Below are 26,692 nucleotides of genomic sequence, written 5' to 3' on the forward strand. Positions count from 1 at the left end.
ACCCGATCAAGCCCCTTGCTCTTTTCCAAATACTCTCGGGGGGTCCGGGGGGCGAAGCGCCCCCGGCGGGTGGCAAAGGGCGCACCTCATGCAGATCGACCTTCTCGACACCTTCCTCGACCTTGCGGAGACCCGCAGCTTCCACAGGACGGCGGAACGGCTGCGGATCACCCAATCCACTGTCTCGGCCCGCGTTACGGCGCTGGAACAGGCGGTCGGGTCCCGCTTGTTTGACCGGTCCCGCGCGGGCACCGACCTGACGCCCGAGGGGAAACGTTTTGAACCCCACGCCCGCGCCCTGCGGCATGAATGGAACGAGGCGAAGCGGCGTATCCAGATCCCTCAAGGCGCCCAGCAGCTCCTCCGCCTTGGCATCCAGAACGACCTGGCCGCCGTCTATCTCGGCGACTGGGTGGCCGAATTCCGCGCGGCGCTGCCCGAGACGGCGTTCTACATCGAGCCGGACTATTCCAACCAGATGTGCGCGGATCTTCTGACCGGCATCCTCGACTTCGCGGTGATGTTCAGCCCGAAGCCCCACCCGGACCTGCATTTCGAAAGCGTGGGCGAGGTGACCTACCGGATGATCTCGACCGACACCCCGCGGCTGGCCGAGGTCACCCCTCAACGTTTTGTCTTCGCGCATTTCTCGCCCGCGTTCGAAGAGATGCACCGCCAGACCACGCCCGAACTTGCGACCGCTGCAGTTTCGGTCGGGCAATCGGGGTCGGTGGTCTCGCTGCTCACGGCGATGGGCGGGTCGGGTTACGTGCTGGAAAAGACCGCCGGAGACCTGATCGCCGGGGGACGGTTCATGGCGGTGGAGGACGCTCCCGACCTGCACCAGCCGGTCTTTGCCGCGATCCACATCCGGCACCGGACCCTGCCCTTGCACCGCCGCCTGACCCAGCTTGTCGCGCGGCATTTCCTGGCGTCGGACTGAGGGATGCGCCAAAGTCAGCGTCACCCGCCGTTACCGGAAGGTCGCGCACCATGCTGACGCCCACCTGTCCGACCCGCATCTGTGCCCGCAGGGGCAGCTCTACCAGTCCGTCCTCGACACCGCCCCCCGCTTTGCCGAGGGGCTGGAGCATGCCGCAAGCTTTGCGCCGGACCTTCTGATCCTGTCGGGCGACATTACCGAACATGGCGATGCGGACAGCTATGCCCTGGCGCGCGAATTGCTGGCCCGGCTGCCCTGCCCCGTCCTGGCGATCCCCGGCAACCACGACGACCGCGAGGGCTTTCGCGCGGGGCTGGCAGGCCCGACCAACCTTGCGCCCTTGACCCCCAGCGGCCCGCTGCATGCAGTGGCCGAGGGCTCCGTCCGCGTCATCGGCCTGGATGTGACCGTCCCGGGCGATCACCATGGCCTTGTGACCCGGGACCATGCCGACTGGCTGGATCGCACCCTGTCTGCCGCGCCAGAGCAGCCGACGCTGATCGTGCTGCACCAGCTGCCCTATGCGACCGGCATGGCATTCATCGATACCTACCGCTGCTTTGGCGAGGACCTCCTGGCCCAGGTCCTGGCCCGCCACCCGCAGGTCATCCGCCTGCTGGCCGGTCATGTCCATCGCCACATCCTGACCAGCTTCGCCGGCCGCCCGGCACTGACCGCTCCGGCGACGTCAACCAGTCTCGCCCTGCGCCTGCAGCCGGGGGACGAGCCCGCCTCGGTCACCGAACCTGCCGCGATGCTCTTGCACCATTGGCAGGGCGGGAGGCTTCTCAGCCACCTGCAAGTCGTCGGAAGATACCCAGGCCCTCACCCATTCTTGTGATCGGCGCGGGCGGGACCGGGGCGCGGCCCCCCAGCAGCCGCAGCCGCCGCCCGAGGCCAAGGTCCTCGACCCAGTCGCGCATCGAGGGCGAAAGGGGCCCGTAGACATCCACCCGCGCCAGCCGTGCCGCCGCGCGCAAGTTTGCGCTTTCGGCCCAGGGCGTGATCCGGTCGTGCAGGTCGACCCAGGCCTGCGGCCGTTCATAGACCGCGACCAGACGGCGTCCGCGCGGGCCGCTCGGCAGAAAGCGATAGCTGCGGATGCCCTCCATCCCGGTCAGCTTCATCCGGGCCAGCAGAAGCCGCGCCGCTCGGTCGAAGGCTTCGGCGTCGCGCAGGTCGTAGAAGTGGGAGACGACCAGTTCAGACGTCATCGCGGAAGCGGTTCACGATCGGATAGCGCCGGTCGAGCCAGAAGGCCTTTTGCGTCAGCCGTACCCCCGGGGCCGCCTGAAAGCGCTTGTACTCGGCCAGGTAGAGCAGATGCTCCACCTTCTTCACCACCGCCCGGTCAAAGCCCATGGCGACGATGTCGGCCACCGCCATTTCCTTCTCGACCAGGCATTCCAGGATCGCGTCAAGCACCTCATAGGGCGGCAGGCTGTCGTCGTCGCGCTGGTTGGCGCGCAGTTCCGCCGACGGTGGCCGCGCGATGATCGCCTCGGGGATGACCTCACCCGGGGGACCTTTCATCCAGGACCGGTGGTTTTCGTTCCGCCAGCGCGCGGTCAGGAACATGCGGGTCTTGTACATGTCCTTGACCGGGTTGTAGCCCCCGTTCATGTCGCCGTAGATCGTGCAGTAGCCCACGGCCATTTCCGACTTGTTGCCGGTGGTCAAAAGCATCTCGCCGAACTTGTTCGACAGCGCCATCAGCATGACGCCCCGCAGGCGGCTTTGGATGTTCTCCTCGGTGATCCCCGGTTCCGTCCCCGCGAACAGGGGCGCCAGCGCCTCACCCACCGCGCCTTGCGCGCCGGTGATCGGCACCGTGTCATAGCGGCACCCCAGCGCCTTCGCCGCCGCCGTCGCCAGGTCCAACGACTGCTGGCTGGTGAACTCGCTGGGCAGCATCACGCAGCGCACATTCTCCGGCCCCAGCGCATCGACCGCCATCGCTGCGACAATCGCCGAGTCAATCCCACCCGACAGGCCCAGAAGCGCCTTCTTGAACCCGGTCTTCCGCATGTAGTCGCCAAGCGCCAGCACGCAGGCCCGGTAGTCCGCCTCGCCAATCGGCGGGATTTCGGCAATCGCGCCCGGCTCGGCCTCCCACCCCTCGGCCCTGCGCCGGAAGGTGACCATCACCTCACATTCATCGAACTGCGGCAGCTGCGCCATCAGCCGCCCGCCGGGGTTCAAGACCATGCTGGACCCGTCGAACACCTGGTCATCCTGCCCGCCCACCATGTTCAGGTAGACCAAGGGCAGGCCCGTCTCGACCACGCGGGACACCATCAGGTTCAGCCGGAGGTTCGGCTTGCCCCGATGGTATGGAGACCCATTGGGGATCAGCAAAATCTCCGCCCCCGTCTCGGCCAGGGTCTCGGCCACGTCCGGATGCCAGGCGTCCTCGCAAATGGGGGTGCCAACCCGCACGCCCTTGACCACATAAGGCCCGTGCACATCGGCGGACGCAAAGACGCGCTTTTCGTCAAACACCGCATCGTTCGGCAGGTGATGCTTCAAGACGCGGGCATGGACCCGCCCGCCTTCCAGCACATAGTAGCCGTTGTAAAGCTTCCCCGCCTGCCGCACCGGCCCGCCAATCCCGATGGCCGGGCCTTCGGCACACTCTGCGGCCAACCCCTCAACCGCCGCAATCGCCGCGGTCACGAAGGCGGGCTTCAGGATCAGGTCCTGGGTCTGGTAGCCGGTCACGAACATCTCGGTCAGCGCGACCATGTCGGCCCCCGCCGCGCGCGCGTTCTCCCACGCCGCCTTGGCGCGCGCGATGTTCGCGGCAATCGCCCCCACGGTCGGGTTCAGCTGCGCCAGCATCAGTTTGAACGTGTCGGTCATGCCTGCCCCCACAACATAAGCCTGTTCTAGCAGACCTGGCCCCAAGGGAAAGTGGTCACGGGGCCGCTCACCCAGGTTTGTTGCCAAATCCTTGTCACACCAGACCCCGCCCCTTACCCTCACCCGGAAATGCCCCGGGGATTCGTCCATGCGCCTGATATCCGCCGCTCTTCTTGCTGCTCTCGCTTTGCCCGCCGCCGCCCAGGATGGCGAGATCATCACCAAGCAGTATGACGACGGGTCCGTCTACGAAGGCACCTTCAAGGACGGCCGCCAGCACGGCACCGGGACCTACAAGCTGCCCTCGGGGTTCGAGTACACCGGCGCCTGGGTCGATGGCGCGATCACCGGCGAAGGCACGGCGCGCTATCCCAACGGCTCGGTCTATGTCGGCACCTTCGAGAACGGCCAGCCGGACGGCAACGGCAAGATCACCTCGCCCGACGGGCGCACCTATGAGGGCGACTGGTTCGAAGGCCAGATGACCGGCGAGGGGGTGGCGACCTATGCCAACGGGTCGGTCTATGAGGGCAGCTTCGTCAAGGGCTTCCACAACGGCAAGGGCAAGCTGACCAATCCCTCGGGCTATACCTATGAGGGCGACTGGGTCATGGGTGTCAAGGAAGGCCAGGGCCGCATCACCTATCCCGATGGCACGGTCTATGACGGCACGCTGGTCAAGGGCCAGCGGTCGGGCAATGGCAAGCTGACCATGCCGGATGGGTTGGTCTACCAGGGCAACTGGGCCGAGGGGCAGATCAACGGCAAGGGCATCCTGACCCAGCCCAACGGCGACGTCTATGAGGGTGAGTTCAAGGACGGCTTGCGCGAGGGCGAGGGGAAACTCACCCACAAGAACGGCGACATCTACTTTGGCGCCTGGGTCAAGGACCAGCGCCAGGGCCAGGGCGCCTTCACCACGACCGATGGCTTCAAGTACGAAGGCGCCTGGGTGGCGGGCAAGATGGAGGGGACGGGGTCGATCACCTATCCCGACGGCTCGGTCTACATCGGCGCGATGAAGGCCGACCAGCCGAACGGCCAGGGCGCGATCACCTATCCCGACGGATCGACCTACCAGGGCAACTGGCAGGCCGGGGTGATCCAGGGCCAGGGCCGCGCGACCTACAAGGACGGGCGCGTGTATGAGGGTGCCTTCAAGGCCGCCCGCCCGCACGGCACCGGGGTGATGACCTATCCCGACGGCTACCGGTATGAGGGCGACTGGGTCGACGGCCAGCGCCAGGGTGTGGGCTCGGCGGTCTATCCGGACGGCAGCCTCTACAAGGGCACGTTCAAGGCGGGGCTACGGGATGGCGAGGGCGAGTTCACCACGACCGACGGGTTCAAGTATGTCGGCCAATGGGTCGCGGGCCAGATCGAAGGCCGGGGCGTGGCGACCTATGCCGGGGGCGATGTCTACGAGGGCCTGTTCAAGGCCGGACGGCGTGAGGGTCAGGGCAAGCTGACCTATGCGTCCGGCGAGGTAGCCGAGGGGGTCTGGCAGAACGGGGTCCTGACCGCGCCGCCAGAGGTTCCGGCAGAGGCTGCTCCGGCAGAGGGCGAGACGCCCGCCGCACCGGTGGAAGGCGAAACCCCGGCCGAACCCGCGACGAACCCGTAGGTCGGGCTTCACCCCGCCTCTGCCCATACCGATAGGCACGCACAGTTCACGCCGATCCGCTTTCGAATCTTGTCTTCCCCCACTCCCTCGTTACAATCAGAGGGCGATCTTTCAGTGAGGTGAATTTGTATCGGATAGCATGTGGAAGTCTTTGTTTGTTCCTGTTGGGTGCGTTTCCAGCGACGAGTGAGGTTGAAAAGACGAGGACCTTGGTCGACACGCGGATCTCCGAGCAACCTGACCTCGCGGACTCCTTCGATTGGCTCAAGGAAGCCTATCGCCTATCCGTAAGTGGCTATGCCGGACAGAATTTCGTACGCATCGCCGATGACTATTTCCGTCCGTTTACCGACGATGGAGTGATCACGGCCTACGAATTCGGTCTCGCCCAGCAGCAAGCTGCGGAAGCGTCGTATAATGAGAGCATCAAATCAATTCTGAACCACCTGACGCGCGGATCCGCTGACCAGATCGAGTTGCCGTTCTCGTTGCGCAAGGCCGCCGGTCAGCAGGCGGGACGGATCAAGAGCAAGCGACTGGCGCAGATCCTTGAACTGGACCTTGACGGAAACTGGGAAGTCAGCCGGTCGGAAATCGACGCGGAATCGGTCGCCAATCAGGATTTCAAGGCGGACAGAATTTTTCCTTATGATCTGGACGGAGACGGAACTCTTACCATTCCAGAGATAACCGCCTCGATTGATGCCGATCCAAAGCTTGGGAACCCGAGAGAAGCGGCAAGGATGAAGGCTCTGACCCTTCTCGACCTTGACCGCGACGAGCTTGTCGAACGCGGTGAGGTGCGGGACTTTCTCGAACTTCTGGAATCGGCCGTGCTTGAAGGCGCTCCGGGGCCGTCCGAAGACGAGATGCGACAGGCAATCGCAGATGGATGGGACCGGCGAGGTCCGTGGCGGAACGTAAACCCACCCGCTGATGGTCCGAATTGCGGGACAGTCGCCCCGGGACCTGACGAGGATTTGATCATCGTCTCCACCTACGCAGGGACTGCGGCGACCAATCTCGCCCTGGACGGACTGGCCCGCCAGACGACGGTCGCGACCGTGCACGTCGAACCGGGCGACAGGAAACTCTTCCTGCTCCTGGCAAGCTTCGATTCCGTCGTCTGGAATCTGGAGGGAGACGTGGATCGAGTTGGCCAGGTTGTAGTTCAAAGCGCTGGGGCCGATGGTGCGCGAAACGGTGGTGTGGTCGGCGTCGGGTCAGAAAAAGTCGCCTTCGTTCCATACTCCGCCTGCATCAAGCCGATTACGGAGATCAAGGATGAGCCGCTTGCCGCGTCGATGATCGGACCGTGGCTTGCCTGGAACAGGACGCCGTCGATTGTCATTGCGAATTACGCGATGCGGACCAGTTTCGTGCCTTCCGGTGCGGTCAAAAGCGAACGGAGCTTTCCGACGGGCAGCTTCGACCTGATCGTTCATTCTGACCTGTTCGAGAAGCTGGGCGACAGTTATCTCAAGGTGGATATCGACAACAACACCGTGTCAACCCTCAGATCATACTGGGCTGGTGCAAGGGATGCAAAAGACGGGGTGTTCTTCTTCCAGCCCGGAGAAGTTGTCATCTCTGGCAGTGAAGAGTTTTACCCGATCCTTCCGGGAACCGCGGGTCTTGTTCAATTGATCAAGGACGGAACCTTGCAGGTCCTGAAAAGCAATTCGGGCAGGAAGCACCTGTTGCTGACAAAGCCTATTCCCCACCTTCCCTCCGATTTGGAGTTCTGGGACAATACGCGGATCGACCTGGCAAAGGGCGTTCCACGTCCTGTCGGAGAAGCCCGCGGCCTTACGATCTATTCGATGGATGAAGGCAGGTGCCTGACTGATGTCAGTTGTGACTGATCTACCCAGGCGCAGGTTAACACCACTCTAACGCCCGCACCCAACCCCTTGATATCCCTCAATCCTCTTCCCGTGTCCAGCGTGGACAGCCTTGCGGGCCCCGGGGGTCAGAACGTCATCCCCACCCGGTGCCCCGGGGCATGGGCCAGCCGGACCCAGGTCACCGGCCCCCCCGTCCCCTGCGTCGTCCGTTCCGCCACCAGAAGCGCCGTCCCCGGCGGGACCCCCATCACCTCCGCCTCACGGGCGGAGGCCGGTTCGGCGGTGAAGGCGATGTCCCCGGAGACGAGGCTCACATGGGTCACCAGCCATTCATTCACGCTGACCGTGGCGAAGTCCGGGGCGGGTGAGGGCAGGATGGCGGGGTTCAGCCAGCGCGTCTCCAGCACGAAGGGCCGCCCCCCGGCCAAGTGCAGCGTCTCCAGATACCGCATCGGGGTCCCCTCCGGCAGGCCGAGCCGGGCGGTCACCGGGACCGGCGCGGGCGCGAGGCGGTCGGCCAGCAACTTGAAATCGTACGCAAGCCCCCGCCCCAGCACGTCCAGCCGGATCACCGGGATCTCCAGCCGAGCCCGGCGGACCGGGAGTTCGGCGACCCGGGTGCCTGCCCGCTTCTTCCGCTCGATCACCCCCGCCTCGGCCAGAGCGGTCAGGGCGCGGTTCACCGTGGCGCGGGCCACGCCGAATTCCTCGGCCAGGGCCTCCTCGCCCGGGATCAGCGCGCCGGGTGGCCAGTCGCGCGCGCGGATGCGGCGCAGGACCTCGGCGCGGATGTCCTCCCAGCCGTTCACATCGCCTCCCGCAGGCGGCGCATGGTAGCGCGGAAGCGGGTCGCGATGGCGTCGCGGGCGATGTGGCGCCCCCCCTGCACGATGTGCCGCCCGGCGGACCAGAGGTCGGTCACCAGGCCATCACGGCCCGCGAAGAGGAAGGCATCCAGCAGCTGGTCACCCGCAAGCCCTTCCAGCCTGACGTCGGTCGTATCAAGCGCCACCAGGTCGGCCCACTCCCCGACCTCGATCCGTCCCGAGCCGCGCCCCGCCGCCTGCGCCCCGCCTTTCGCGGCCTCCTCCCACAAGAGCCGCCCGGTCGAGCGCTGATCCGCCATGACCGCCCGCGCCTTCAGCGCCAGCCGCTGGGAATACTCCAACACCCGCAGCTCCTCGGCCAGCGAGATACGGACGTTCGAATCCGTCCCGACTCCGAACACCCCGCCTGCGGCCAGCCAACCCGGCCCGTCAAAGATCCCGTCGCCCAGGTTCGCTTCGGTGATCGGGCACAGTCCCGCGACGGCCCCGGTCCGGGCCAACGCGGCAGTCTCAAGGGGCGTCATCTGCGTCGCGTGGATCATGCACCAGCGCGCATCGAGCGTCAGGTTCGCGCAGGCCCAGTCAACAGGGCGAGCGCCCCAGGCGGCCTCCACTTCGGTGACCTCGGCGACCTGCTCGGCGATGTGGATGTGGATCGGGCCCTCCGTCATCCCAGCGACCTTGCCCAGCGTCGAACGGCTTACCGCCCGCAGGCTGTGCGGCGCGACCCCCAGCACGGCATCCGGCATCCCGGCGAGGCACCGCCCTGCCCCGTCCAGCACTTGCGCATAGACCTCTGGCGAGGAGCCAAAGCGCAATTGCCCCCCGGCCAGCGGGCGACCATCGACACCGCCCTGCTCGTAGATCACCGGCAGGTGCGTCAGGCCGAGGCCAGTCTCTCGCGCCGCTTCGGCAATCCGTACCGACATCTCTGCCGGATCAGCAAAGGTCCCGCCGCCGACCGGGTGGTGCAGGTAGTGAAACTCACAGACTGCCGGGAAACCGCTTTCCGCCATTTCGACCATCGCCTGTGCGGCAATCGCCTGCACGTCTTCCGGGGAAAGCCGTTCCAGAAACCGGTACATCAGCGCGCGCCAGGTCCAGAAACTGTCCTGCCCCGCCGTCCGCGCCTCGGTCAGCCCCGCCATCGCGCGCTGGAAGGTATGGGAGTGCAGGTTCACCGGCGCGGGCAGGAGGCAGCCCAAGGCGACCCCCTCGGGCGCGACCCCCGCGCTGATCGCTGCGATTCGGCCGCCTTCGACCGTGATGCGGACATCCTTCGCCCAACCTTCGGGGAGAAGTGCAGCGGCGGCGTGGAGGAGCATTGGCGACTCGCTTGACTTGCATTATGTCTAGACATATTAGCCAATACATCAGCCATAAGGCAAGCCGATGCTCCTGACCCACGCCACTCTTGCGACGATGACGGATGGTTACGGCCTGATCCCCGACGCCGCTGTGGCGTTGGAGGGCGACCGGATCGCCTGGGTGGGACCGATGGTTGACCTGCCGGCCGCATACCGCGGTCTTCCTGAACACGACTGTGCCAGTCGACTGGTGACGCCGGGCCTGATCGACTGCCACACGCACGCAGTCTTCGCGGGGCATCGGGCGGTGGAGTTCGAGCTGCGACTCAAGGGCGCGAGTTACGAGGAAATCGCTCGGGCCGGGGGTGGGATCCCGTCCACGGTGACCGCCACGCGCGCGGCGTCCGAGGACGAACTGCTGGCGCGCGCCCTCCCCCGCATCGACCAGCTGATCGCTTCGGGCGCCACGACCATCGAGGTGAAATCCGGCTACGGGCTGACGGTCTCGGATGAATTGAAGATGCTCCGCGTGGCCCGCCGTATCGGGCAGTCGCGGCCCGTGACAGTGAAGACGACGCATCTTGCCGCCCATGCCATTCCGCCGGAATACAAAGGCCGCGCAACGGCTTACATCGCGGAGGTCGCGCTTCCCTCCCTGCGGCAGGCCCATGCTGAAGGTCTCATCGATGCCGTTGATGCCTTCTGCGAAGGGATCGCATTTTCGGTCGAGGAACTGCGCCCGCTGTTCGCCAAGGCGCAGGCCTTGGGCCTGCCAGTCAAGCTGCACGCTGAACAGCTCTCCGACCTCGGCGGTGCCACCTTTGCGGCCGGACTTGGAGCGCTGTCGGCGGATCATTTGGAGTATCTCTCCGCCGATGGCGTGGCGGCGATGACGCGCGCGGGCACCGTGGCGGTGATCCTTCCAGGGGCTTTCTACACGTTGCGCGAGACGCAATTGCCTCCCATTGCCGCGCTGCGTCAGGCCAGCGTGCCGATGGCGGTGGCGACGGACCTGAACCCCGGCTCCTCGCCGATGGCCTCACTGACCTTGGCGATGAACATGGCTTGCACGCTCTTCCGCCTGACGCCGGAAGAGGCGCTGCTCGGGACCACGGTGCACGCCGCCCGCGCGCTTGGCCTGGCCGACAGGGGCCGCATCGCGCCGGGCCTGCGAGCCGATCTCTGCATCTGGGACGCCGACCACCCGGCGGAGCTGAGCTACCGCATCGGGGCCACGGCGCTCCACAAACGTATATACGGAGGCCGTCTTGGCTGAGATCCTCGTCCCTGGTCAGGTGACCCTTGCGCAGTTGGAGCGTATATACAGGGACAGCCTGCCCGCCCGTCTGCACGACAGCGCCCGTCCGGGCATCGAACGTGCGGCAGGCCACATTGCGGCGGCGGCCAATGGCAGCACGGCGGTCTATGGGGTGAATACGGGATTCGGCAAGCTCGCCAGCATCAAGATCGCCGCGCAGGATACTGCCACGCTTCAGAAAAACCTGATCCTGTCGCATTGCTGCGGCGTCGGCGTGCCGATGCCCGAGGACGTGGCGCGGCTGATGATGGTGCTGAAACTGCTATCCCTGGGGCGCGGCGCGTCGGGTGTCCGCCCTGAAGTGGTGGCGCTGATCGAGGGAATGCTGGCCGAAGGCGTAACGCCAGTGATACCGGACCAGGGGTCGGTCGGGGCCTCGGGTGATCTCGCGCCTCTGGCCCATATGACCGCGGTGATGATCGGCCACGGCGAGGCCAACGTTGAGGGTCAGGTGAGGCCCGGCGCCGAAGCGCTTGCGATAAAAGGGCTTTCGCCGATCACGCTGGGCGCGAAGGAAGGCCTTGCGTTGATCAACGGCACGCAGTTCTCCACCGCCTATGCGCTGGCGGGTCTGTTCCAGGGGTGGCAAGCGGCGCGGGAGGCACTGGTGATTTCGGCGCTTTCGACCGATGCGATCATGGGCTCCACCGCTCCGCTGGAGCCGGAAATCCACACGCTGCGTGGCCAGCCCGGCCAGATCGACGCGGCGGCCACGATGCGGTTGCTGCTCGCGGGCAGCGAAATCCGCGAAAGCCACCGCGAGGGGGATACCCGGGTGCAAGACCCCTACTGCATTCGCTGCCAGCCTCAGGTGACGGGGGCGGCGATGGATGTGCTGCGGATGGCCGCGCGGACGCTGGAGATCGAGGCCAATGCGGCGACCGACAACCCGCTGGTCCTGACGGACGGCCAGATCGTCAGCGGTGGCAACTTCCACGCCGAACCCGTTGGTTTTGCTGCCGATATGATCGCGATGGCGGTGGCGGAGATCGGGGCCATCTCGCAACGACGGGTGGCGCTGATGGTCGACCCGACGCTGTCCTTCGACCTGCCCGCGTTCCTCACGCCAAAGCCCGGACTGAACTCCGGCCTGATGATCGCCGAGGTGACGACGGCCGCGCTGATGAGCGAGAACAAGCACCTGGCGCATCCCACGGTGATCGATTCGACGCCCACCTCGGCCAACCAGGAGGACCATGTCAGCATGGCCGCCCACGGCGCGCGGCGGCTGCGGCGGATGGTGAAGAACCTGAACGTGATCCTCGGCGTCGAGGCGATGTGCGCCGCGCAAGGGGTAGAATTCCGCGCCCCCTTGCGCACCTCGCCCCCCCTGCAGGCCGCCGTCCGCGCGCTGCGGACCCAGATCCACGCGCTGGAGGAAGACCGCTACCTCGCCCCCGACCTCGCCCGCGCTGCCGCGCTGGTGGCGGATGGCGCGCTGTCGAAAGCAACGGGCGTTGCGATGCCCGATCTCCTTTCATCTGTCTAAAATATCCTCTGGGGGTCCGGGGGGCGACGCGCACCCGGGGTCCCTCACCCCGCGATGGAGCCAAAGATGACGAACCCCCGCCACAACCTCCGCGACGTCTACCCGCCGACCGGTCCCGAGAAGACCGCCAAGACCTGGGCCGGCGAGGCCGCGATGCGGATGCTGATGAACAACCTGCACCCGGATGTGGCCGAAAACCCGCACGAACTGGTGGTCTATGGCGGGATCGGCCGGGCGGCGCGGACCTGGGAGGACTTCGACCGCATCGTCGCAGGGCTGAAGGACCTGGAGGCGGACGAGACGCTGGTGGTGCAGTCGGGCAAGCCCATCGCCATCGTGCGGACCCACTCGGACGCGCCGCGGGTCTTGATCGCGAACAGCAATCTCGTTCCCCACTGGGCGACCTGGGCGCATTTCAATGAGCTCGATCGCAAGGGCCTGATGATGTACGGCCAGATGACCGCGGGGTCCTGGATCTACATCGGCACGCAAGGGATCGTGCAGGGGACCTACGAGACCTTCGCGGAAGCCGGGCGGCAGCACTACGGCGGGGACCTCAAGGGCAAGTGGATCCTGACCGGGGGTCTGGGCGGCATGGGCGGGGCGCAGCCGTTGGCGGCGGTGATGGCCGGGGCCTGTTGTCTGGCGGTCGAGGTCGATGAGACCCGGATCGATTTCCGCATCCGGACCCGGTACCTGGACGCAAAGGCCAAGACGCTGGACGAGGCACTGGCGCTGATCGACCAGTGGACCAAGGCGGGCGAGGCAAGGTCGGTGGGCCTCCTTGGCAACGCGGCGGAGGTGTTTCCGGAGCTGCTGGCCCGGATGAAGGCGGGGGGTGTGCGGCCGGATATCGTGACGGATCAGACCTCGGCCCACGACCCGCTGCATGGCTACTGCCCGGCTGGCTGGACGGTGGCGGAGTGGCGGGCGAAGCAGGAGACGCATCCAGCCGAGGTGGAGGCCGCCGCGCGGCATTCGATGCGGGCCCATGTCGAGGCGATGGTGGGGTTCTGGAATGCCGGGGTCCCGACCTTGGACTACGGCAACAACATCCGGCAGGTCGCGAAGGAGGAGGGGTTCGAGAACGCCTTCGCCTTCCCGGGGTTTGTCCCGGCCTATATCCGGCCGCTGTTCTGCAAGGGGATCGGGCCATTCCGCTGGTGCGCGCTGTCGGGCGATCCGGAGGATATCCGGAAGACCGACGCGGCGATGAAGCGGTTGTTCCCGGAGAACGCGCACCTGCACCGCTGGCTGGACATGGCGGGGGAGCGGATCGCGTTCCAGGGGCTGCCGGCGCGGATCTGCTGGATTGGCCTCGGAGACCGGCACCGGGCGGGGCTGATGTTCAACGAGATGGTAGCCTCAGGGGAACTGAAGGCGCCGATTGTCATCGGGCGGGATCATCTGGACAGCGGTTCCGTAGCCTCACCCAATCGGGAGACGGAGGCGATGCGGGACGGGTCGGACGCGGTGTCGGACTGGCCGCTGCTGAATGCGCTGGTCAACACCGCCTCGGGGGCGACCTGGGTTTCGCTTCACCACGGGGGCGGCGTGGGGATGGGGTTCTCCCAGCACGCGGGCGTCGTCATCCTGGCGGATGGGACGCCGGAGGCCGCGAAACGGCTGGAGCGGGTTCTGTGGAACGACCCGGCTTCGGGCGTCTGGCGGCATGCGGATGCGGGGTACGAGACCGCCATCGCCTGCGCGAAGGAGCATGGGCTGCGGCTGCCGGGGATCCTGGGGAACTGATCGGTCCACGCAGGACAGGGTTGCATGATGTAGGGAAATCAAGGGCTTGCCTGTGGGTGTTCAGATGGTGTTAACCTCGCCGCCGTCACCACGCTGAGGGCAGGACCGATGGACACCGACCGCAAGACGATGGAAGCGATCCTGAAGCGCGACTGCGTGCCGGTGCTGCGCGAGATGGGGTTCAAGGGGGCTTTCCCGCATTTCTACCGCGAGACGGGCGGGTTCGTGGCACTGGTGACGGTGCAGTTCGCCTCGGCAGGGGGCAGCTTGTGCGTCGAGATTGGCTATGCCGATCCCGCGCGGAAGAACGTCTACCACAAGCCGGAAACCGAGCCCGCGAAGCTGCGGATCAGCCAGACCACGAACCGGCTGCGGCTGGGGGCGGCCTCTGGGGGCGACCACTGGTTTGTCTTCGGCAGCGCCAGCGCCACACCCTATCGCGGCGGCGTCCGACCACCGGAGCAGATCGTGGCGGAGTGCGCCGCCCTGCTGCGGTCCGAGGCGGAGGCCTGGTGGGAAGGCAAGCGGACCCCGGTCGAGGGAGCTTGAACGGGTGGTGGGCGCGTCGCCCACCCTACCCCGGTCCCGGACCTGACGCGGGCCACCCGGTGACGGACCCCGGAGGGCTTCGCGCCCTCCAGACCTCCCGCGGGATATTTGGAGAAGAGAAAGACCGGGGTCGGTCTGTCCGCGGCTGCGGTGCGATGGGGCGGCGGAGGCGGAGGGCAAGCGTGGACGATGGCCCGGGGTCAGCGTTCGGTCGCGCCCTTTCCGGCGAGCATCTTCGCCCTGCCCTTTTCGATCCGCGCGATACGCGTGGCGCTGGTCTTGGCATCGGTCAGAAACAGCGCCCAGGACTTCTGGCGGCCGGGGGTGAGGGCGGCGAAGGCCTCGGCAAGGTCAGGGTCGGCGTCAAGCGCCTCGACCAGTTCGGGCGGAAGGTCGACCTCGGTCACCTCTTTCGGCGGCAGGAGGCCCAGTTCGGCGTAAGCCATCGCTTCGGCCAGGTAGGCGCGGATCACGGATTCCAGGCGAGCTGCCGTGTCGTTGTCGGTGAAGCGCAGGCAGTCGGGGTGGCGGGTGTTCGGGCCCTGTTTCTGCAGAATGCCTTGTGGGTCCTGCATGAGCGCCGCGTTGAAGAAGGACAGACGGTAGTCGCCCCGGAAGGCGCCGAGGATCGCGACGTTGCGTCCGGCATGCATGTAGACCGGATGGCCCCATTTCGCCGTCTCGGTAAGGCCTGCCTCGGTCAGGATGCGGCGGAGGGTCAGGAGGCCCCCAAGCCAGGCTCGGGTAGAGCATTCGGGCGTCGCAAAACGGTCGCAGCGACCGCAGCCCAAGGCGAAGTAGTCCTTAACATCAGTGATCATCGCGCGGTCGGACATCGGCGCCTCCGTACCTGCGAATCTCTGCCGGCAGCCGAGTCGGCACAAGGTGCAACGCACGCGCACGGCGGCTTTTGTCGCAACAACCCGACCGATTTCGGGGGATCGTTCGCGTAAAGGTTGCATTCCACATTGCCGCCACGAGGTTTCTTGGAATGACCACGAATTGGCCCTTCCGCGCACAACCTGGACGGTAGTCATGTGAACAGTCAGAAGACATAAGGGAGAAGCCAGATGATCCGCTCAAGACTTGTCCTGGCCTGGTGCACACGCCTGTTGCGGCGCGAGAAGGAAGACCCTGCCCTGCAGCGCTTTGGCAGCCTGCGGATCGACCAGCCGCGCGCCGGCGTTCCGGTGTTCTACGCGCGCAAGGCAGCCTGAGGGAGCTGGCGGGGTCACGACCCCCAGCCCTGCCCGTTCCGCGAGACGGGCACCCTTGTGCCAGAGCCGACCTTAACGGGTGCGAGGGTTCGGCCCGCTATCGCGCCAGATCGGGTTCGACCAGGCGCGCTTGCCGGCGGCGTCGATCACCGAGACGCGGACCCAGGGGCTGTTGTTCAGCCGCGACAGCGGCACGGCGGCGCGGGTCATCGAATGGCCGTGCACCGCCTTGGCGCCGGTACCGTGGCCCATGGCCACGACCGAAACGGCAGCCGAGCATTCGACGACGACCTGGTCATCCTCGATCCTGACGTCGCGCAGTTCGGGGCCTTGCGAGGAATAGAAATCGCCGCGCTTCAGGGCCGCCAGCAACGCCTCGGGCTGATTCTCTTCGGCCTTCACCATCACCCAGCCGCCGAAATGGTCGGGCTCGTAGAAATGCGCATCATCCGTGGCGATCAGGGTCAGTTTGCGGCCTTCGGTCAAGAGGAGGTCGGCGATGGCAGAGCCGTCGGGACGGTCGCAGCCGTTGGCGCAGCCGTGGTTGTAGATCTCGACCGCGTGGGCGGCGGTGATCTGGCGCGCGTCAGCCAGGGTCAGGCCGGACCATTGCGGATGGGCGATCGCGACAAAGGCCCCGGCGGCCACGGCGCGTTCGGCCAGCTGGGCTGCGGTCTCCTGGCCGGGTTTCGGCAGGAAGTCCGGGCTGTCCGAGGGGGCAAAATCGGCCGGCAGACCCACGGCGAGGATATGCCACAGCTCGCCATTCGCCATAGCGCCGGAATGCAGTTCTGCCCCGAGGATGGTGGTGAAGCTGTTGGTGCGGAACGGCTTGGTGTCGACGATGGGATAGCCGTAGGACCCGATGAAATGATCGGTCAGCGCCAGGAAGTCATAGCCTTCGTCCCGGTACCGGCGGCAGACCTCTTCGGGCGCAAGGACGCCGTCCGAGCGGGTCGAATGGGTGTGCAGGTTGCCGCGCCAGAAGCGGCCGGGGGCGGTGAAGGCAGAAAGGCGGTGCATGGGGTCTGGTCCTTGGCTGGGGCGAGGTGTCGGGGGATCGGCGGAACTCCCCGGTCTTCGGCGGAACCTTGCCCGGCGCGCAGGACCCTCGCAAGGGGTAGTCGTGGCGGTGGGGCAAACATGCTATCGTCTTGCAATGTCTGGTTGTGTGAGGGTGCGCGATGTCGCTGGATCGGATCAATGCCTTCCCGTCGGATCGGGGCCCCAATACTGGGGAGCAGGAGGGCAAGACGCTGGTCAGAGCGTTGGCCAGGCATGCCGAACCGGCGGCGGCGCTGATGAAGGCGCTAAGCCATGAGGGGCGGCTTCTGATCCTCTGCCATCTTGCGGATGGCGAGAAGTCGGTGGGCGAGCTGGAAGGGCTGATCGGCCAACGCCAGGCAGCGGTCAGCCAGCAACTGGCCCGGCTGCGGCTGGAGGGGCTGGTCACGACCCGGCGCGAGGGCAAGGCGATCTTCTACACGCTGCGCGACCGGCGGACGGTCGAACTGCTGGCCTGCCTGCCGAAGCTGTTCCAGTAGGCTCCTCGCGGACTAACCCCGCCCGATATAGGGCATATCGCGCGCCATGATGGTGACGAAGGGGGTGTTCACCTCCAGAGGCAGTTCGGCCATGTGCAGGACCATCTTTGCCACGTGATCCACGTCCATCACCGGCTCCACCTTGATGCTGCCGTCGGCCTGGGGGACTCCGGTCTGGAACTTGGCGGCCATGTCGGTGAGCGCATTGCCGATGTCAACCTGCGCGCAGGCGATGTTGAAGGCGCGGCCATCGAGGCCAAGGGTGCGGGTGAGGCCGGTAACCGCGTGTTTCGACATGGTATAGGGCGTGGATCCGGGGCGCGGCACATGGGCCGAGATCGAGCCGTTGTTGATGATCCGCCCCCCCTGCGGCGTCTGGCGGCGCATCAGGCCGAAGGCGGCGCGGGCGCAGAGGAACATGCCGGTGATGTTCGTCCGGCTGACCTCCAGCCATTTGTCGACCGGGATCTCGTCGATGGGCGCGCCGGGGGCGGAGATGCCGGCGTTGTTGAAAAGGACGTCCAGGTGGGGCAGTTGGGCGAAGGCGGTCTCGACCTCGGCCGGGTCGCCCACATCGGCGGTCAGGATGCGGGCCTGGTGGTCGCCTGCGGTTTCCTCCAGCGCGGCGCGGCGGCGGCCGAGGAGGCTGACCTCCCACCCTGCCGCAAGGAAAGCGCGGGCGGTGGCGCGGCCGATGCCGGCACCGGCGCCGGTGATGAGGATGGAACGGTTGGCGGTCATAGGACCTCCTCCAGGAAATGATACTTCAGAAGCCAGAGCGCGGTGCGGGCAACGGTCGCTGTCGGCAGGCGAAGGGCAGCGGCGATGTCGGCCTCGGTCCCGCCTGTGGGGCCAGCGGCGGCATAGGCCGCCAGGATCGCCTCGATCCGGGCGGGATCGTCCAGAAGCCTGCGGCGGAGGTCGTAGTTGCGCATGGCAAAGGTTTCGCGCGGGCCGGGACGATCCGTCATGGCAACAGCGCGGAGGCGGCGGGTTTCCGGGGCGCGTCGCGTCGGGTAGGCCGCGAACATCTCTTCCACGGCGGGGCCGACGGGGACCAGGCCCGGATCGCGCGGGGCAAGCGCGGGCCCCCCGATCTTGCGGGCATGGGCCAGCATCGCGGCCTGTTCGCCCCAGAGCGCCTGCATCTGCGGGATGACCGCGCTCCAGTCATAAAGCGACCGCGCGCGCGCCTTGCCCGCCGCCCCCATCCGCGCCCGCAGGTCGGCGTCCAGCGCCAGCGTGACCAGCGCCCGGGCGAAGGCGGGCACGTCAAAGCTGGTCATGGCCGACATCTGGCTGAGGTACTGGACATAGCTGTCGGTCCCGCCGAGGAAGCGTTGGCTGACATAACTGGCAAGCCCCGCGCGCGGCATTTCGGTGGGCACGCGGAAGCCCACGTCGGGGGTGACGGTATCCTTCATCCCGTCCCAGTCGGTGACGATCACCGGCAGGCCCGCCGCCATCGCCTCGATGGGCGCAAGGCCGAAGGTTTCCTGCAGGTTGTCGATCGGAAAGACGAAGATGTCGCCCCCCGACAGCGTGGCCTTGCGGTCCTCGGCACTGCCGCCGTCCAAGAGGTGATAGCCGCAGGACGGCATCAGCTGGGCTGCCGCCTTGGCCCAGGTCTGGGTCCAGAGCTCCTCGCGGAACTGGCCGCAGAGGACCAGATGCAGCTTGCCGCCGCCCTGGGCGCGGACCTCGGCGGCCGCAAGCTCCATCGCCAGGAACAGGGGATAGGGGTCGAACTTTTCGTCCGGGGTCAGCCGCGCGATGGTGACCGCGACCACGTCGCCGGGGGCAGCCTGGATGCGGTCGCGCAGGGATTGGCCCAGGGCTGCATCGGGCTGGTGATCGTCGCAGGACACCCCCAGCGGGATCACCGGCAGCAGGGGACGTGGGGGAAGCGTCGCGCCGGGGAAGCGTTCGGCCAGATGCGCCTCGGCCAGCTCCATCAGCCGCCGGATCGAGGCCTGCACCGCGTTCGAAGTGCAGATCACCGCGTCCCAGGGCATCTGCGGGGCGGAGCGCAGGTCGTAGATCGCGGTCATCACCGTCTTGGTGGCGGTGGTATGGGTGATGCCGCAGATCGCCCAGGCGGCGGCCCCGAAGGTCGAACGACGCCAGCATTCCTGGGTCGGGATCGGTGCGGGGTAGGACATGACCTCGACCGGGGCCATGGCGGTGGGCGCATCCAGCCGCACGGCGCGCAGGGGCTTGGTCACCCCGGCGTCGCGGGCCATCGCGGCAAAGGCCTGGTTGTCGGACTGGGCATGGGCAATCGAGACGAATTCCGCCACGTCGGCATGGGCGAAGAAGCCGCGCAGAAAGCTTTCCCCGGCCACCCGGCGCCCGTTGATGCCCTTGCGGACCGGGTCATAGCCGTCCGAGGAAAACCAGATCGCGGCGTTTGTGGCAGGCATCAGCGGCGTTCCATCCAGAGCCAGGGCGTGGGCGAGGCGCGCCATTCCCAGAGGAGAAGCAGGCGGTCAAGGTCGGAGAGGCCCTCGGCCCAGTCCGGCAGAAGGTCCGGGCGCAAGGCGCGGTCGATCCGGGTGACGCGGTGGCTGGGGGCAAAGCGCTGGGTCAGGGAGGCGAGGAGGCCCGGACGCATGCCCTCGTGCACCTCGACCAGAATGTCGGCCTGGGCCAGGTCCGGGGCGCAGGCGGGGTCGAGCAGATCGCCCTCGGCCCCTTCGATGTCGCAGAGGATGAAGGTTTCGGCCCGGGCGCAAAGGGCGAGGTCGGCATGGGTAACCTCGGGCCCCACCAGGACCCTGCCCTCAACCCCGTTGACCTTGGCCAGATCGGCACAGAGCGCCCGCGCGCGGGGGTCGGTGTCGCGGGCATGGACGGTCGACCCTGGCATCCGCCGGGCGAGGCCCACGGCATAGTACCCCTCGGCCGCGCCGATATCGATGACCTGGGGATAGGCCCGGGCGATCACGGTTTCCAGGATCGGGTGCAGCGAGGCCTCGTAAGCGCCGAGAAGCCGGGGCGCGCGGCCGCCTTCCGAGGCCTGGACCGGATAGCGCATCCCCGCGAAAGGTCCGGCGGGGACCACATCCCCCATCCGCGCCGCGATGGTGTTGGCCAGGACCTGCGAGCGCCATTTCGCCAGCTGGCGCAGCTGCGCCTCAAGCCGGGCGGGACCCGGGGCGCCTTGCGCAAGGGCGGCAAGGCGGGCGTCTACGGCATTGGTCAGGGCGGTCGGGCCTTGCGTCATGCCCCATGGGTAAGGTCTGGCCCGGCCAAGGTAAAGCGGGATCAGGTGCGGGGCAGAAGGATGGCGCGGCGCAGGAAGGCGAGAAGGAACAGGCCAGTCAGGATCAGGATGATCGTGGGCGCGGGCGCGCTGTCCAGGTGGAAGCTGGCCCAGACCCCGGCGAGCATCGCGAAGGCGCAGATGACGGTCGCGGTGACCAGCATCGCGCCGAAGCTGCGGGTAATGAGGAAGGCGATGGCCCCCGGCGCGATCAGCAGGCCGATGGCGAGGATCAGGCCGACAGAGGACAGCGTGGCAACGATGGTCAGGGACAGGATCGCCAGCAGGCCGTAGTGCAGAAGGTTGACCGGCAGGCCCGAGACTTGGGCCTGGGCCGGATCGAAGGCGTGCAGCATCAGGTCGCGCCATTTCAGCGCCAGCACCAGGGTGACCGGGGCGGCGATGAGGGCAGCGGTCTGCAGGTCGCCCTGCCCCACGCCCAACATGTTGCCGAAGAGGATGTGGTCGAGGTGGACGTCCGAGGGAAACGCGGTGATCAGCACGATCCCGAGCGCAAACATGGCCGAAAACACCACGCCCATCACCGTGTCGCGCTTGATGCGGCTGTTCTCGGCCAGCCAGCCGGTGAGGAGCGCCGAGCCGAGGCCTGCAATGAAGGCCCCGAGAAGGAGCGGCCAGCCCGCGATGTAGGCGACGACGATGCCGGGCAGGACGGCGTGGGACACCGCGTCGCCCATCAGCGCCCAGCCCTTGAGGACGAGAAAGCAGGACAGAAGCGCGCAAGGCGGGGCCACGATCAGCGCGATCAGGAAAGCGTTCTGCATGAACGGGAACTGGAAGGGCTGGATCAGCGACTCGATCATGCGCGCGCCCTGCGTTTCGCGGCGAGAAGGCCTTGTTTCGGGGCGAAGAGGAAGGCCAGCGCGAAAAGCGCGGTTTGCAGAAGGACGATGACGCCCCCGGTGGCTCCGTCCAGGAAGTAGCTCAGGTACGCGCCGGTGAAGCCGGTGAAGGCTCCGATCCCGGCAGAAAGGGCCAGAAGGCGCGGGAAGCGGTCGGTCAGGAGATAGGCGGTCGCGCCGGGGGTGACGACCATGGCGACGACAAGGAAGGCGCCGACGGTCTGCATGGCGGCGACGGTCGAGGCGGAGAGGAGTGTGAAGAAGATCACCTTCAGAAGGTCGGGGCGGAGGCCGATGGTGCGGGCGTGGGCTTCGTCGAAGAAGGTGACCATGAGGTCCTTCCAGAGGACCAGAAGGACGGCGGCCGAGATGCCTCCGATCAGGACCAGCTGCAGCGTGTCCTCAGGCGAGATGGCCAGGATGTTGCCCATGGTGATGGTCTGGATCGAGACCGAGGTCGGGTAGATCGAGATCAGGAACAGGCCAAGGCCGAAGAAGGAGGTGAAGATCAGGCCGATCACGGTGTCGGTCTTGAGGCCGGTGCGGTTGGTCAGGAACAGCATGGCGGCGGCGGCGAGGCCCCCGGAGAGGAAGGCGCCCAAGGCGAAGGGGAGGCCGAGGATATAGGCCCCGGCGACGCCAGGGACGACGGAATGCGAAAGCGCGTCGCCGATGAGCGACCAGCCTTTCAGCATGAGGTAGGCCGAGAGGAACCCACAGACCCCGCCGACGAGGGCCGCGACCCACATGGCGTTGGTCATGTAGGTGTAGGCGAAGGGCTCAAGCATGGCAGCCCCTCCGCGGGTGGGGGCGGTTTTCGAATTGAGCGCCTTGCGGCGCAAGCCTTTTGTCTCCCCGTTTCGCGTGAAGGACGCAAAACGGCTCGGAGGTGCCTCCGGCGGGGATATTTCGGGACAGATGAATGGAAGGGGCGAGGGTCACTTGTCGCCCTTCCTTCCGTACTGGACGAAGGGGCGTTCGTCGTCGGTGAAGATGGTGACCTCGCGGGCATCGTCGTCTTCGTGGAGGTCGGTGCCGCCCAGGGTGAAATGGCGCAGGACGCCGCCGAAGGCGCGTTCGAGGTTGGCCCGCGTGAAGGTGGTTTCGGTGGGGCCGTGGGCGAGCACGGTGCCCTTTACGAGGATCGTCCGATCGCAGAAATCGGGGACGGAGCCCAGGTTGTGGGTGGAGACGAGCATCACATGGCCTTCATCCCGCAGGGTACGGAGAAGGGCGATGATCTGTTCCTCGGTCTTCACGTCGACGCCGGTGAAGGGTTCGTCGAGGAGGATGATCCGGCCTTCCTGCGCCAAGGCCCGGGCGAGGAAGACGCGTTTCTTCTGGCCGCCCGAAAGCTCGCCGATCTGGCGGTGCCGGAGGTCGGAGAGGCCCACGCGGGACAGCGCTTCGTCCACCTTGGCGCGGTCGGTGGCCGTGGGGCGGCGGAGCATCCCCATGTGGCCGTAGCGGCCCATCATCACCACGTCCTCGACCAGCACCGGGAAGGACCAGTCCACCTCCTCGGCCTGGGGAACGTAGGCCACGAGGTTCTGCCGCAGCGCGTCGCGGACGGGCATGCCGAGGAGGCGGATCGTGCCGCGCGCGACGGGCACAAAGCCCATGATCGCCTTGAACAACGTGGACTTGCCGGCGCCGTTGACGCCGACAAGCGCGGTGATCGTGCCCTTCGGGATCGCGAAGCTGGCGTCGGAAAGCGCGGTCAGGCCATTCCGGTAGGTCACGGTGACCCCTTCGGCGAAGATGCCCTCGCTGTCCGCCTTGCTTCGCACCTCGTCGCGCATTCGTCCCTCGGGTCGCCAGTTCAATTGCTGGGGGCAAGCCCCTTGGCGATGGTTTCGGTGGTGACCTTCAGAAGGTCCAGATAGGTCGGAACCGGCCCGTCGCCAGCCGAAAGGCTGTCGACGTAAAGGACGCCGCCAAAGGCCGCGCCGGTTTCGCGGGCGACCTGTTCGGCGGGGTCGGACGGCACGGTGCTTTCGCAGAAGACCGCCGGAATGGCGTTTTCGCGCACCCCGTCGATCACCGCCTGGACCTGGCGGGGCGTGCCCTGCTGGTCGGCATTGATCGGCCAGAGATAAAGCTCTTGCAGGCCCAGATCGCGGGCAAGGTAGCTGAACGCCCCTTCGCAGGAGACGAGCCAGCGGCGATCCTCAGGCAGGGCTTCGATCTGCGCCTTCAGGGGGTCAAGGGCGGCGCGCAGCTGGGCCTTGTAGGCTTCGGCATTGGCGGCATAGGTCGCGGCATTGGCAGGGTCGGCCCCGGCCAGTGCCTTCTGGATATTGTCGACATAGATCAGCGCGTTGTCGATCGACATCCAGGCATGGGGGTTGGGCTTGCCCTCATAGTCGCCGCTGGAAATCGGGATCGGCTGAATCCCCTCGGTCAGCGTGGCCGAGGGCACGTCGCCGAGATTGGTCAGGAACTGTTCGAACCAGCGTTCCAGGTTCATCCCATTCCACAGGATCAGGTCGGCATCGGATGCACCCACGATGTCCTGCGGGGTCGGTTCATAGCCGTGGATCTCGGCCCCCGGCTTGGTGATCGAGACGACCTCGACCCCCTCGCCCGCGACGTTGCGGGCCATGTCGGCGATGACGGTGAAGGTGGTGACGACCTTCAGTTGATCCTGCGCCAGGGCCGGGAACGGCAGCGCGGTCAGAGAGGCAAGCAAAAGGAGACGACGAGTGGGCATGAGGGCTCCATCAGCTGTGACAACAGTAGAATGTAAATGAGAAGCATTTGCAAGAAGACAAGAGCCCTTGCCCTGCGTCATTGCGACTTAGCGGTCCTCGGGCAGAAAACGCGCGGCAATCGGGGCCAGAACCAGCACCATCAGGATCCGCGCGACATGGTGCAGCGCGACAAAGGCCACGTCGGCGTGGATCGCCAGCGCGATGAGGCCCATTTCGGTGAGGCCCCCCGGCGCCAGCGCCAAGAGCGCCTGGTCCAGCGCGACCCCCGCCACCCGGCCCATCACCAGCCCCGCCGCAACGGCCAGCGCCAGGGTCAGCAGTGTCGAGACGAGGCTCAGCACGCCCGCGCGGGCCAGCATTGCCGGGGCGATCCCCAGGAAGCGGCAACCAAGGATCGTGCCCAGCACCACTTGCGCAGCATTGACCAGAAGGGTCGGCGGCGCGCTTTCGGTGATCCCGGCCAGATGCACCGCCGCCGACAGGATCAAGGGGCCAAGAAAGGTCGGCGCGGGCAGTTTCAGGCGGGTGCCAAGGACCGCGCCCAGGACGGCGGAGGCGATCAGGATCACGGCATCGGCCAGCCCAATGGCCGGCCCCTTCGCCATCGCGGCTGCGCCCACGTCATGGCCAAGGACGACGCGGAACAGAAGCGCCATCAGCGCGATGGTAACCACGATGCGCAGCGAATGCGCCAGCACGATGGCCGGAACATTGGCCCCGCGCGCCTCGCCGAACTCGATCATCTCGGTCAGCCCGCCGGGCATCCCGGCGAAATAGGCGGTGGTCCAGTCCTGCCGACCGGCAAAGCGGTAGAACGGCACCACCACGGCGGCGACGGCCATGAGGTAGACCAGAAGGATCGCCAGCGTCAGCACCATGTCGCCCAGCTGGCCCATCACCTCGGGCGTGAAGCGCGACCCGAGAAGGACGCCGATGATCGCGACGATGGCGGACCGCAGCCGAACCGGCGCGGCAACGGGCGCGCCACCAACCGAAGCGGCCATGGTGACAAACAGCGCGCCCAGCATCCAGGGCAAGGGCAGCGCAAGCAGGTAGAACACCGTCCCGCCCAGGGTTCCCAGGGCAAGACCGGCGGCTATTCGGGCCAGTGGCGGCAAGGTCGGGTCCAGGGTCAGGCGGACCCGGAAAGGATGCGCGCCGGAACGGTAAAGTGGCTTGGCGCACCCGACAGGATTCGAACCTGTGACCTCTGCCTTCGGAGGGCAGCACTCTATCCAGCTGAGCTACGGGTGCCTGGCGCTGTCCTTAGCGGAAGGTCGCCGGGGTTTCAATGGCTATTGGTCGGGGCGCGCGCGGGGCACAGCGCGGTCGCGGAACGAAATGGCGTTGTGGCCAAAGTGCCCTATTGACCGAATCGATGGGATTACCTGCAGTTGTACCAAGTGACGTGATCGAGAGGAGTAAACCGTGCGCCATTTTCTGCCTAGTTCATTGCGCTGCAAGTCGTTGTTGCTGTTGTCGTTGTCCACTTTGGCGCTGGCGGGCTGTGGCGGAGGTGATGAGGATGGCGGCGACTGGTTCACCATCTCGGGCAGTCCGGGCGGAAGCGGCATCTTCGGGTCGTACTTCATGCCCTCGATCACCGACGAATGGCGCAACGCGGCGGCAAGCTTTCGCGAGAACAACCCGCGCTACATCCGGCAGGATGGGACTTTCACGATCAATGGCGCGCCGGTCTTCGCCAACCCGCTGCATTCGTCGCGGGTCGACTATGCCCACGCGCTTGGCCTGACCGGCGCGGGCCAGGTGATCGCGATTGTGGATGATGGCTTCCGGGCGTCGCACGAGACGATTGCGGGCCGCGTGATCGCCACCACCGGCAACCCGATCCTCGAGGATCACGGCGCGATGGTCGCCTCGGTCGCAGCGGGGAATTCCGGCAGCATGGTGGGCGTCGCGCCGGGGGCCAATTTAGTGTTGAGCGATTGGGGCAACCTGACCTTCGACAACCTGCGCCTTGCTGCCATCGAGGCCCGCAATCAGCGCGCAGTGGCGCAGAACAACTCTTGGGGCTTCAACCAGCTATTTGCCAATCCAAACGACTACTCCATTGTGTTCGGCGATGCGGCCGGCCAGGCCTTGCTCACGGAGTATACTTACTATGCCGCTGGTGGCACCATCGGCTGGCCTGGGGGCGTGGTCGTCTTTGCTGTCGACAATGACGACAATGGTCGGGCCGGGCTAATGGATGCGTTGCCCACCAGGATACCGCAACTCGAGGCGGGGTGGCTGGCAGTTGGAAACGCCATCCCGATCTTCGACGACAATGGCGTATCCGCCGTGGCGCGCCTTGAGTCCTCGCCCTGCTACGAATCCGGACCCTGGTGCATCATGGCGGACGGGGCCTGGATCGGGGCCTCGGCGGCCTCGGACACCTCGTATCAGTCGAACACCGGGTCGTCCTTTGCAGCCCCGCAGGTCTCGGGCGCGCTGGCGCTGTTGGCGCAGGCCTTCCCGAACTTGACGCCGCACCAGCTGCGGTTGCGGATTCTTGCGTCGGCGGATAATACCTTCGCGGGGTTCACAGCGACTAACTCGGTGGACCTGGAC

Annotated in this window: 25 protein-coding genes and 1 tRNA gene; 11 read left to right on the plus strand and 15 right to left on the minus strand. The window is 66.7% G+C overall.

From position 1 onward, the window contains the following. Positions 1-88: 88 nt before the first annotated feature. Both AC2EAL_RS14560 and AC2EAL_RS14565 read left to right on the plus strand, forming a co-directional pair. On the plus strand, positions 89-943 hold the full coding sequence (locus AC2EAL_RS14560; RefSeq protein ID WP_484724944.1) for a LysR family transcriptional regulator: 855 nt from the start codon (positions 89-91) through the stop codon (positions 941-943). Continuing rightward, the gene (locus tag AC2EAL_RS14565; protein WP_484724945.1) at positions 912-1,784 is read left to right on the plus strand and encodes a phosphodiesterase; all 873 of its coding nucleotides are present in this window, start codon (positions 912-914) and stop codon (positions 1,782-1,784) included. The genes AC2EAL_RS14560 and AC2EAL_RS14565 overlap by 32 nt, the downstream gene beginning before the upstream one ends. Here AC2EAL_RS14565 and AC2EAL_RS14570 read toward each other — a convergent pair. Together AC2EAL_RS14570 and AC2EAL_RS14575 are read right to left on the minus strand one after the other, a co-directional pair. Continuing rightward, positions 1,732-2,157 (minus strand): hypothetical protein, encoded by a 426-nt coding sequence (locus tag AC2EAL_RS14570; RefSeq protein ID WP_484724946.1) that lies wholly within the window; start codon positions 2,155-2,157, stop codon positions 1,732-1,734. The two genes, AC2EAL_RS14565 and AC2EAL_RS14570, sit on opposite strands and share 53 nt — an antisense overlap. Then, a complete protein-coding gene (locus AC2EAL_RS14575) occupies positions 2,147-3,805 on the minus strand; it encodes an NAD+ synthase (RefSeq protein WP_484724947.1) in 1,659 nt (552 codons plus the stop codon). Before AC2EAL_RS14575 ends, AC2EAL_RS14570 begins: the two co-directional genes overlap by 11 nt. Positions 3,806-3,953: 148 nt before the next feature. On the opposite strand from AC2EAL_RS14575, the gene AC2EAL_RS14580 reads away from it, so the two are divergent. Then, complete coding sequence (locus AC2EAL_RS14580) at positions 3,954-5,429, plus strand: MORN repeat-containing protein (protein ID WP_484724948.1); 1,476 nt, start codon at positions 3,954-3,956, stop codon at positions 5,427-5,429. Positions 5,430-5,638: 209 nt separating this feature from the next. After that, positions 5,639-7,294, plus strand: coding sequence for an EF-hand domain-containing protein (locus AC2EAL_RS14585; RefSeq protein ID WP_484724949.1), 1,656 nt, complete (start codon positions 5,639-5,641; stop codon positions 7,292-7,294). Between the two features lie 107 nt (positions 7,295-7,401). Here the strand turns inward: AC2EAL_RS14585 and AC2EAL_RS14590 are convergent, their stop codons facing one another. Together AC2EAL_RS14590 and AC2EAL_RS14595 are read right to left on the minus strand one after the other, a co-directional pair. After that, on the minus strand, positions 7,402-8,085 hold the full coding sequence (locus AC2EAL_RS14590) for a GntR family transcriptional regulator (RefSeq protein WP_484724950.1): 684 nt from the start codon (positions 8,083-8,085) through the stop codon (positions 7,402-7,404). Further along, positions 8,082-9,428, minus strand: coding sequence for a formimidoylglutamate deiminase (locus AC2EAL_RS14595; RefSeq protein ID WP_484724951.1), 1,347 nt, complete (start codon positions 9,426-9,428; stop codon positions 8,082-8,084). The genes AC2EAL_RS14590 and AC2EAL_RS14595 overlap by 4 nt, the downstream gene beginning before the upstream one ends. Before the next feature lie 67 nt (positions 9,429-9,495). Here AC2EAL_RS14595 and hutI point away from each other — a divergent pair, with 67 nt between their 5' ends. The 4 genes from hutI (at position 9,496) to AC2EAL_RS14615 (ending at position 14,518) form a co-directional block, all read left to right on the plus strand. Continuing rightward, the gene (hutI, locus tag AC2EAL_RS14600; protein ID WP_484724952.1) at positions 9,496-10,686 is read left to right on the plus strand and encodes an imidazolonepropionase; all 1,191 of its coding nucleotides are present in this window, start codon (positions 9,496-9,498) and stop codon (positions 10,684-10,686) included. Then, positions 10,679-12,217: a histidine ammonia-lyase gene (gene hutH, locus AC2EAL_RS14605; RefSeq protein ID WP_484724953.1), complete on the plus strand. Its 1,539-nt coding sequence runs from the start codon at positions 10,679-10,681 to the stop codon at positions 12,215-12,217. Before hutI ends, hutH begins: the two co-directional genes overlap by 8 nt. A 66-nt stretch (positions 12,218-12,283) precedes the next feature. Further along, positions 12,284-13,969: a urocanate hydratase gene (hutU, locus tag AC2EAL_RS14610; RefSeq protein ID WP_484724954.1), complete on the plus strand. Its 1,686-nt coding sequence runs from the start codon at positions 12,284-12,286 to the stop codon at positions 13,967-13,969. A gap of 108 nt (positions 13,970-14,077) precedes the next feature. Next, complete coding sequence (locus AC2EAL_RS14615; RefSeq protein ID WP_484724955.1) at positions 14,078-14,518, plus strand: DUF4304 domain-containing protein; 441 nt, start codon at positions 14,078-14,080, stop codon at positions 14,516-14,518. 200 nt (positions 14,519-14,718) lie between these two features. Here AC2EAL_RS14615 and AC2EAL_RS14620 read toward each other — a convergent pair whose 3' ends face one another. Beyond that, positions 14,719-15,354 carry a YdeI/OmpD-associated family protein gene (locus AC2EAL_RS14620; protein WP_484724956.1) on the minus strand — a complete coding sequence of 212 codons (636 nt, stop codon included), beginning with the start codon at positions 15,352-15,354 and terminating at the stop codon, positions 14,719-14,721. A 234-nt stretch (positions 15,355-15,588) separates the two neighbouring features. Between AC2EAL_RS14620 and AC2EAL_RS14625 the strand changes: the two genes are divergently transcribed. After that, positions 15,589-15,735 (plus strand): hypothetical protein, encoded by a 147-nt coding sequence (locus AC2EAL_RS14625; RefSeq protein ID WP_484724957.1) that lies wholly within the window; start codon positions 15,589-15,591, stop codon positions 15,733-15,735. Between the two features lie 72 nt (positions 15,736-15,807). Here AC2EAL_RS14625 and AC2EAL_RS14630 read toward each other — a convergent pair whose 3' ends face one another. Then, entirely contained in the window at positions 15,808-16,758 is a 951-nt protein-coding gene (locus tag AC2EAL_RS14630; protein ID WP_484724958.1) for a PHP domain-containing protein, read from the minus strand. 161 nt (positions 16,759-16,919) lie between these two features. Here AC2EAL_RS14630 and AC2EAL_RS14635 point away from each other — a divergent pair, with 161 nt between their 5' ends. Next, positions 16,920-17,279 carry an ArsR/SmtB family transcription factor gene (locus AC2EAL_RS14635; RefSeq protein ID WP_484724959.1) on the plus strand — a complete coding sequence of 120 codons (360 nt, stop codon included), beginning with the start codon at positions 16,920-16,922 and terminating at the stop codon, positions 17,277-17,279. Between the two features lie 12 nt (positions 17,280-17,291). Here AC2EAL_RS14635 and AC2EAL_RS14640 read toward each other — a convergent pair whose 3' ends face one another. The 9 genes from AC2EAL_RS14640 to AC2EAL_RS14680 all read right to left on the minus strand — a co-directional run bounded on the left by AC2EAL_RS14640 (position 17,292) and on the right by AC2EAL_RS14680 (position 25,375). Next, on the minus strand, positions 17,292-18,020 hold the full coding sequence (locus AC2EAL_RS14640) for an SDR family oxidoreductase (RefSeq protein ID WP_484724960.1): 729 nt from the start codon (positions 18,018-18,020) through the stop codon (positions 17,292-17,294). Continuing rightward, positions 18,017-19,747 (minus strand): glycosyltransferase family 4 protein, encoded by a 1,731-nt coding sequence (locus AC2EAL_RS14645; RefSeq protein ID WP_484724961.1) that lies wholly within the window; start codon positions 19,745-19,747, stop codon positions 18,017-18,019. The genes AC2EAL_RS14640 and AC2EAL_RS14645 overlap by 4 nt, the downstream gene beginning before the upstream one ends. Beyond that, positions 19,702-20,505 carry a class I SAM-dependent methyltransferase gene (locus tag AC2EAL_RS14650; RefSeq protein ID WP_484724962.1) on the minus strand — a complete coding sequence of 268 codons (804 nt, stop codon included), beginning with the start codon at positions 20,503-20,505 and terminating at the stop codon, positions 19,702-19,704. Before AC2EAL_RS14650 ends, AC2EAL_RS14645 begins: the two co-directional genes overlap by 46 nt. A 41-nt stretch (positions 20,506-20,546) precedes the next feature. Next, the gene (locus AC2EAL_RS14655) at positions 20,547-21,368 is read right to left on the minus strand and encodes a metal ABC transporter permease (RefSeq protein ID WP_484724963.1); all 822 of its coding nucleotides are present in this window, start codon (positions 21,366-21,368) and stop codon (positions 20,547-20,549) included. Then, entirely contained in the window at positions 21,365-22,195 is an 831-nt protein-coding gene (locus AC2EAL_RS14660) for a metal ABC transporter permease (RefSeq protein ID WP_484724964.1), read from the minus strand. The genes AC2EAL_RS14655 and AC2EAL_RS14660 overlap by 4 nt, the downstream gene beginning before the upstream one ends. A 150-nt stretch (positions 22,196-22,345) precedes the next feature. Next, a complete protein-coding gene (locus AC2EAL_RS14665) occupies positions 22,346-23,209 on the minus strand; it encodes a manganese/iron ABC transporter ATP-binding protein (RefSeq protein ID WP_484724965.1) in 864 nt (287 codons plus the stop codon). 20 nt (positions 23,210-23,229) lie between these two features. After that, on the minus strand, positions 23,230-24,120 hold the full coding sequence (locus AC2EAL_RS14670; protein WP_484724966.1) for a metal ABC transporter substrate-binding protein: 891 nt from the start codon (positions 24,118-24,120) through the stop codon (positions 23,230-23,232). A gap of 87 nt (positions 24,121-24,207) precedes the next feature. Next, a complete protein-coding gene (locus AC2EAL_RS14675) occupies positions 24,208-25,239 on the minus strand; it encodes an AbrB family transcriptional regulator (RefSeq protein WP_484724967.1) in 1,032 nt (343 codons plus the stop codon). A gap of 59 nt (positions 25,240-25,298) precedes the next feature. Then, positions 25,299-25,375 (minus strand) — tRNA-Arg (locus AC2EAL_RS14680). A gap of 174 nt (positions 25,376-25,549) precedes the next feature. On the opposite strand from AC2EAL_RS14680, the gene AC2EAL_RS14685 reads away from it, so the two are divergent. Beyond that, positions 25,550-26,692, plus strand: a 1,143-nt coding sequence (locus tag AC2EAL_RS14685; protein ID WP_484724968.1) for a S8 family peptidase, incomplete at its 3' end; no start/stop codon positions are given.

The sequence above is a fragment of the Tabrizicola sp. T74 genome (assembly GCF_057219935.1).

Excerpts from the sequence above, each read along its gene's own strand:
- AC2EAL_RS14640 (WP_484724960.1), bottom strand. The coding sequence starts at position 18,020 with ATGACCGCCAACCGTTCCATCCTCATCACCGGCGCCGGTGCCGGCATC.
- hutI (WP_484724952.1), top strand. The coding sequence starts at position 9,496 with ATGCTCCTGACCCACGCCACTCTTGCGACGATGACGGATGGTTACGGC.
- hutU (WP_484724954.1), top strand. The coding sequence starts at position 12,284 with ATGACGAACCCCCGCCACAACCTCCGCGACGTCTACCCGCCGACCGGT.
- AC2EAL_RS14615 (WP_484724955.1), top strand. The coding sequence starts at position 14,078 with ATGGACACCGACCGCAAGACGATGGAAGCGATCCTGAAGCGCGACTGC.
- AC2EAL_RS14595 (WP_484724951.1), bottom strand. The coding sequence starts at position 9,428 with ATGCTCCTCCACGCCGCCGCTGCACTTCTCCCCGAAGGTTGGGCGAAG.
- AC2EAL_RS14665 (WP_484724965.1), bottom strand. The coding sequence starts at position 23,209 with ATGCGCGACGAGGTGCGAAGCAAGGCGGACAGCGAGGGCATCTTCGCC.
- AC2EAL_RS14660 (WP_484724964.1), bottom strand. The coding sequence starts at position 22,195 with ATGCTTGAGCCCTTCGCCTACACCTACATGACCAACGCCATGTGGGTC.
- AC2EAL_RS14580 (WP_484724948.1), top strand. The coding sequence starts at position 3,954 with ATGCGCCTGATATCCGCCGCTCTTCTTGCTGCTCTCGCTTTGCCCGCC.
- AC2EAL_RS14655 (WP_484724963.1), bottom strand. The coding sequence starts at position 21,368 with ATGATCGAGTCGCTGATCCAGCCCTTCCAGTTCCCGTTCATGCAGAAC.
- AC2EAL_RS14575 (WP_484724947.1), bottom strand. The coding sequence starts at position 3,805 with ATGACCGACACGTTCAAACTGATGCTGGCGCAGCTGAACCCGACCGTG.
- AC2EAL_RS14635 (WP_484724959.1), top strand. The coding sequence starts at position 16,920 with ATGTCGCTGGATCGGATCAATGCCTTCCCGTCGGATCGGGGCCCCAAT.
- AC2EAL_RS14670 (WP_484724966.1), bottom strand. The coding sequence starts at position 24,120 with ATGCCCACTCGTCGTCTCCTTTTGCTTGCCTCTCTGACCGCGCTGCCG.
- AC2EAL_RS14570 (WP_484724946.1), bottom strand. The coding sequence starts at position 2,157 with ATGACGTCTGAACTGGTCGTCTCCCACTTCTACGACCTGCGCGACGCC.
- AC2EAL_RS14625 (WP_484724957.1), top strand. The coding sequence starts at position 15,589 with ATGATCCGCTCAAGACTTGTCCTGGCCTGGTGCACACGCCTGTTGCGG.
- AC2EAL_RS14650 (WP_484724962.1), bottom strand. The coding sequence starts at position 20,505 with ATGACGCAAGGCCCGACCGCCCTGACCAATGCCGTAGACGCCCGCCTT.
- AC2EAL_RS14560 (WP_484724944.1), top strand. The coding sequence starts at position 89 with ATGCAGATCGACCTTCTCGACACCTTCCTCGACCTTGCGGAGACCCGC.
- AC2EAL_RS14630 (WP_484724958.1), bottom strand. The coding sequence starts at position 16,758 with ATGCACCGCCTTTCTGCCTTCACCGCCCCCGGCCGCTTCTGGCGCGGC.
- AC2EAL_RS14645 (WP_484724961.1), bottom strand. The coding sequence starts at position 19,747 with ATGGCGCGCCTCGCCCACGCCCTGGCTCTGGATGGAACGCCGCTGATG.
- AC2EAL_RS14620 (WP_484724956.1), bottom strand. The coding sequence starts at position 15,354 with ATGTCCGACCGCGCGATGATCACTGATGTTAAGGACTACTTCGCCTTG.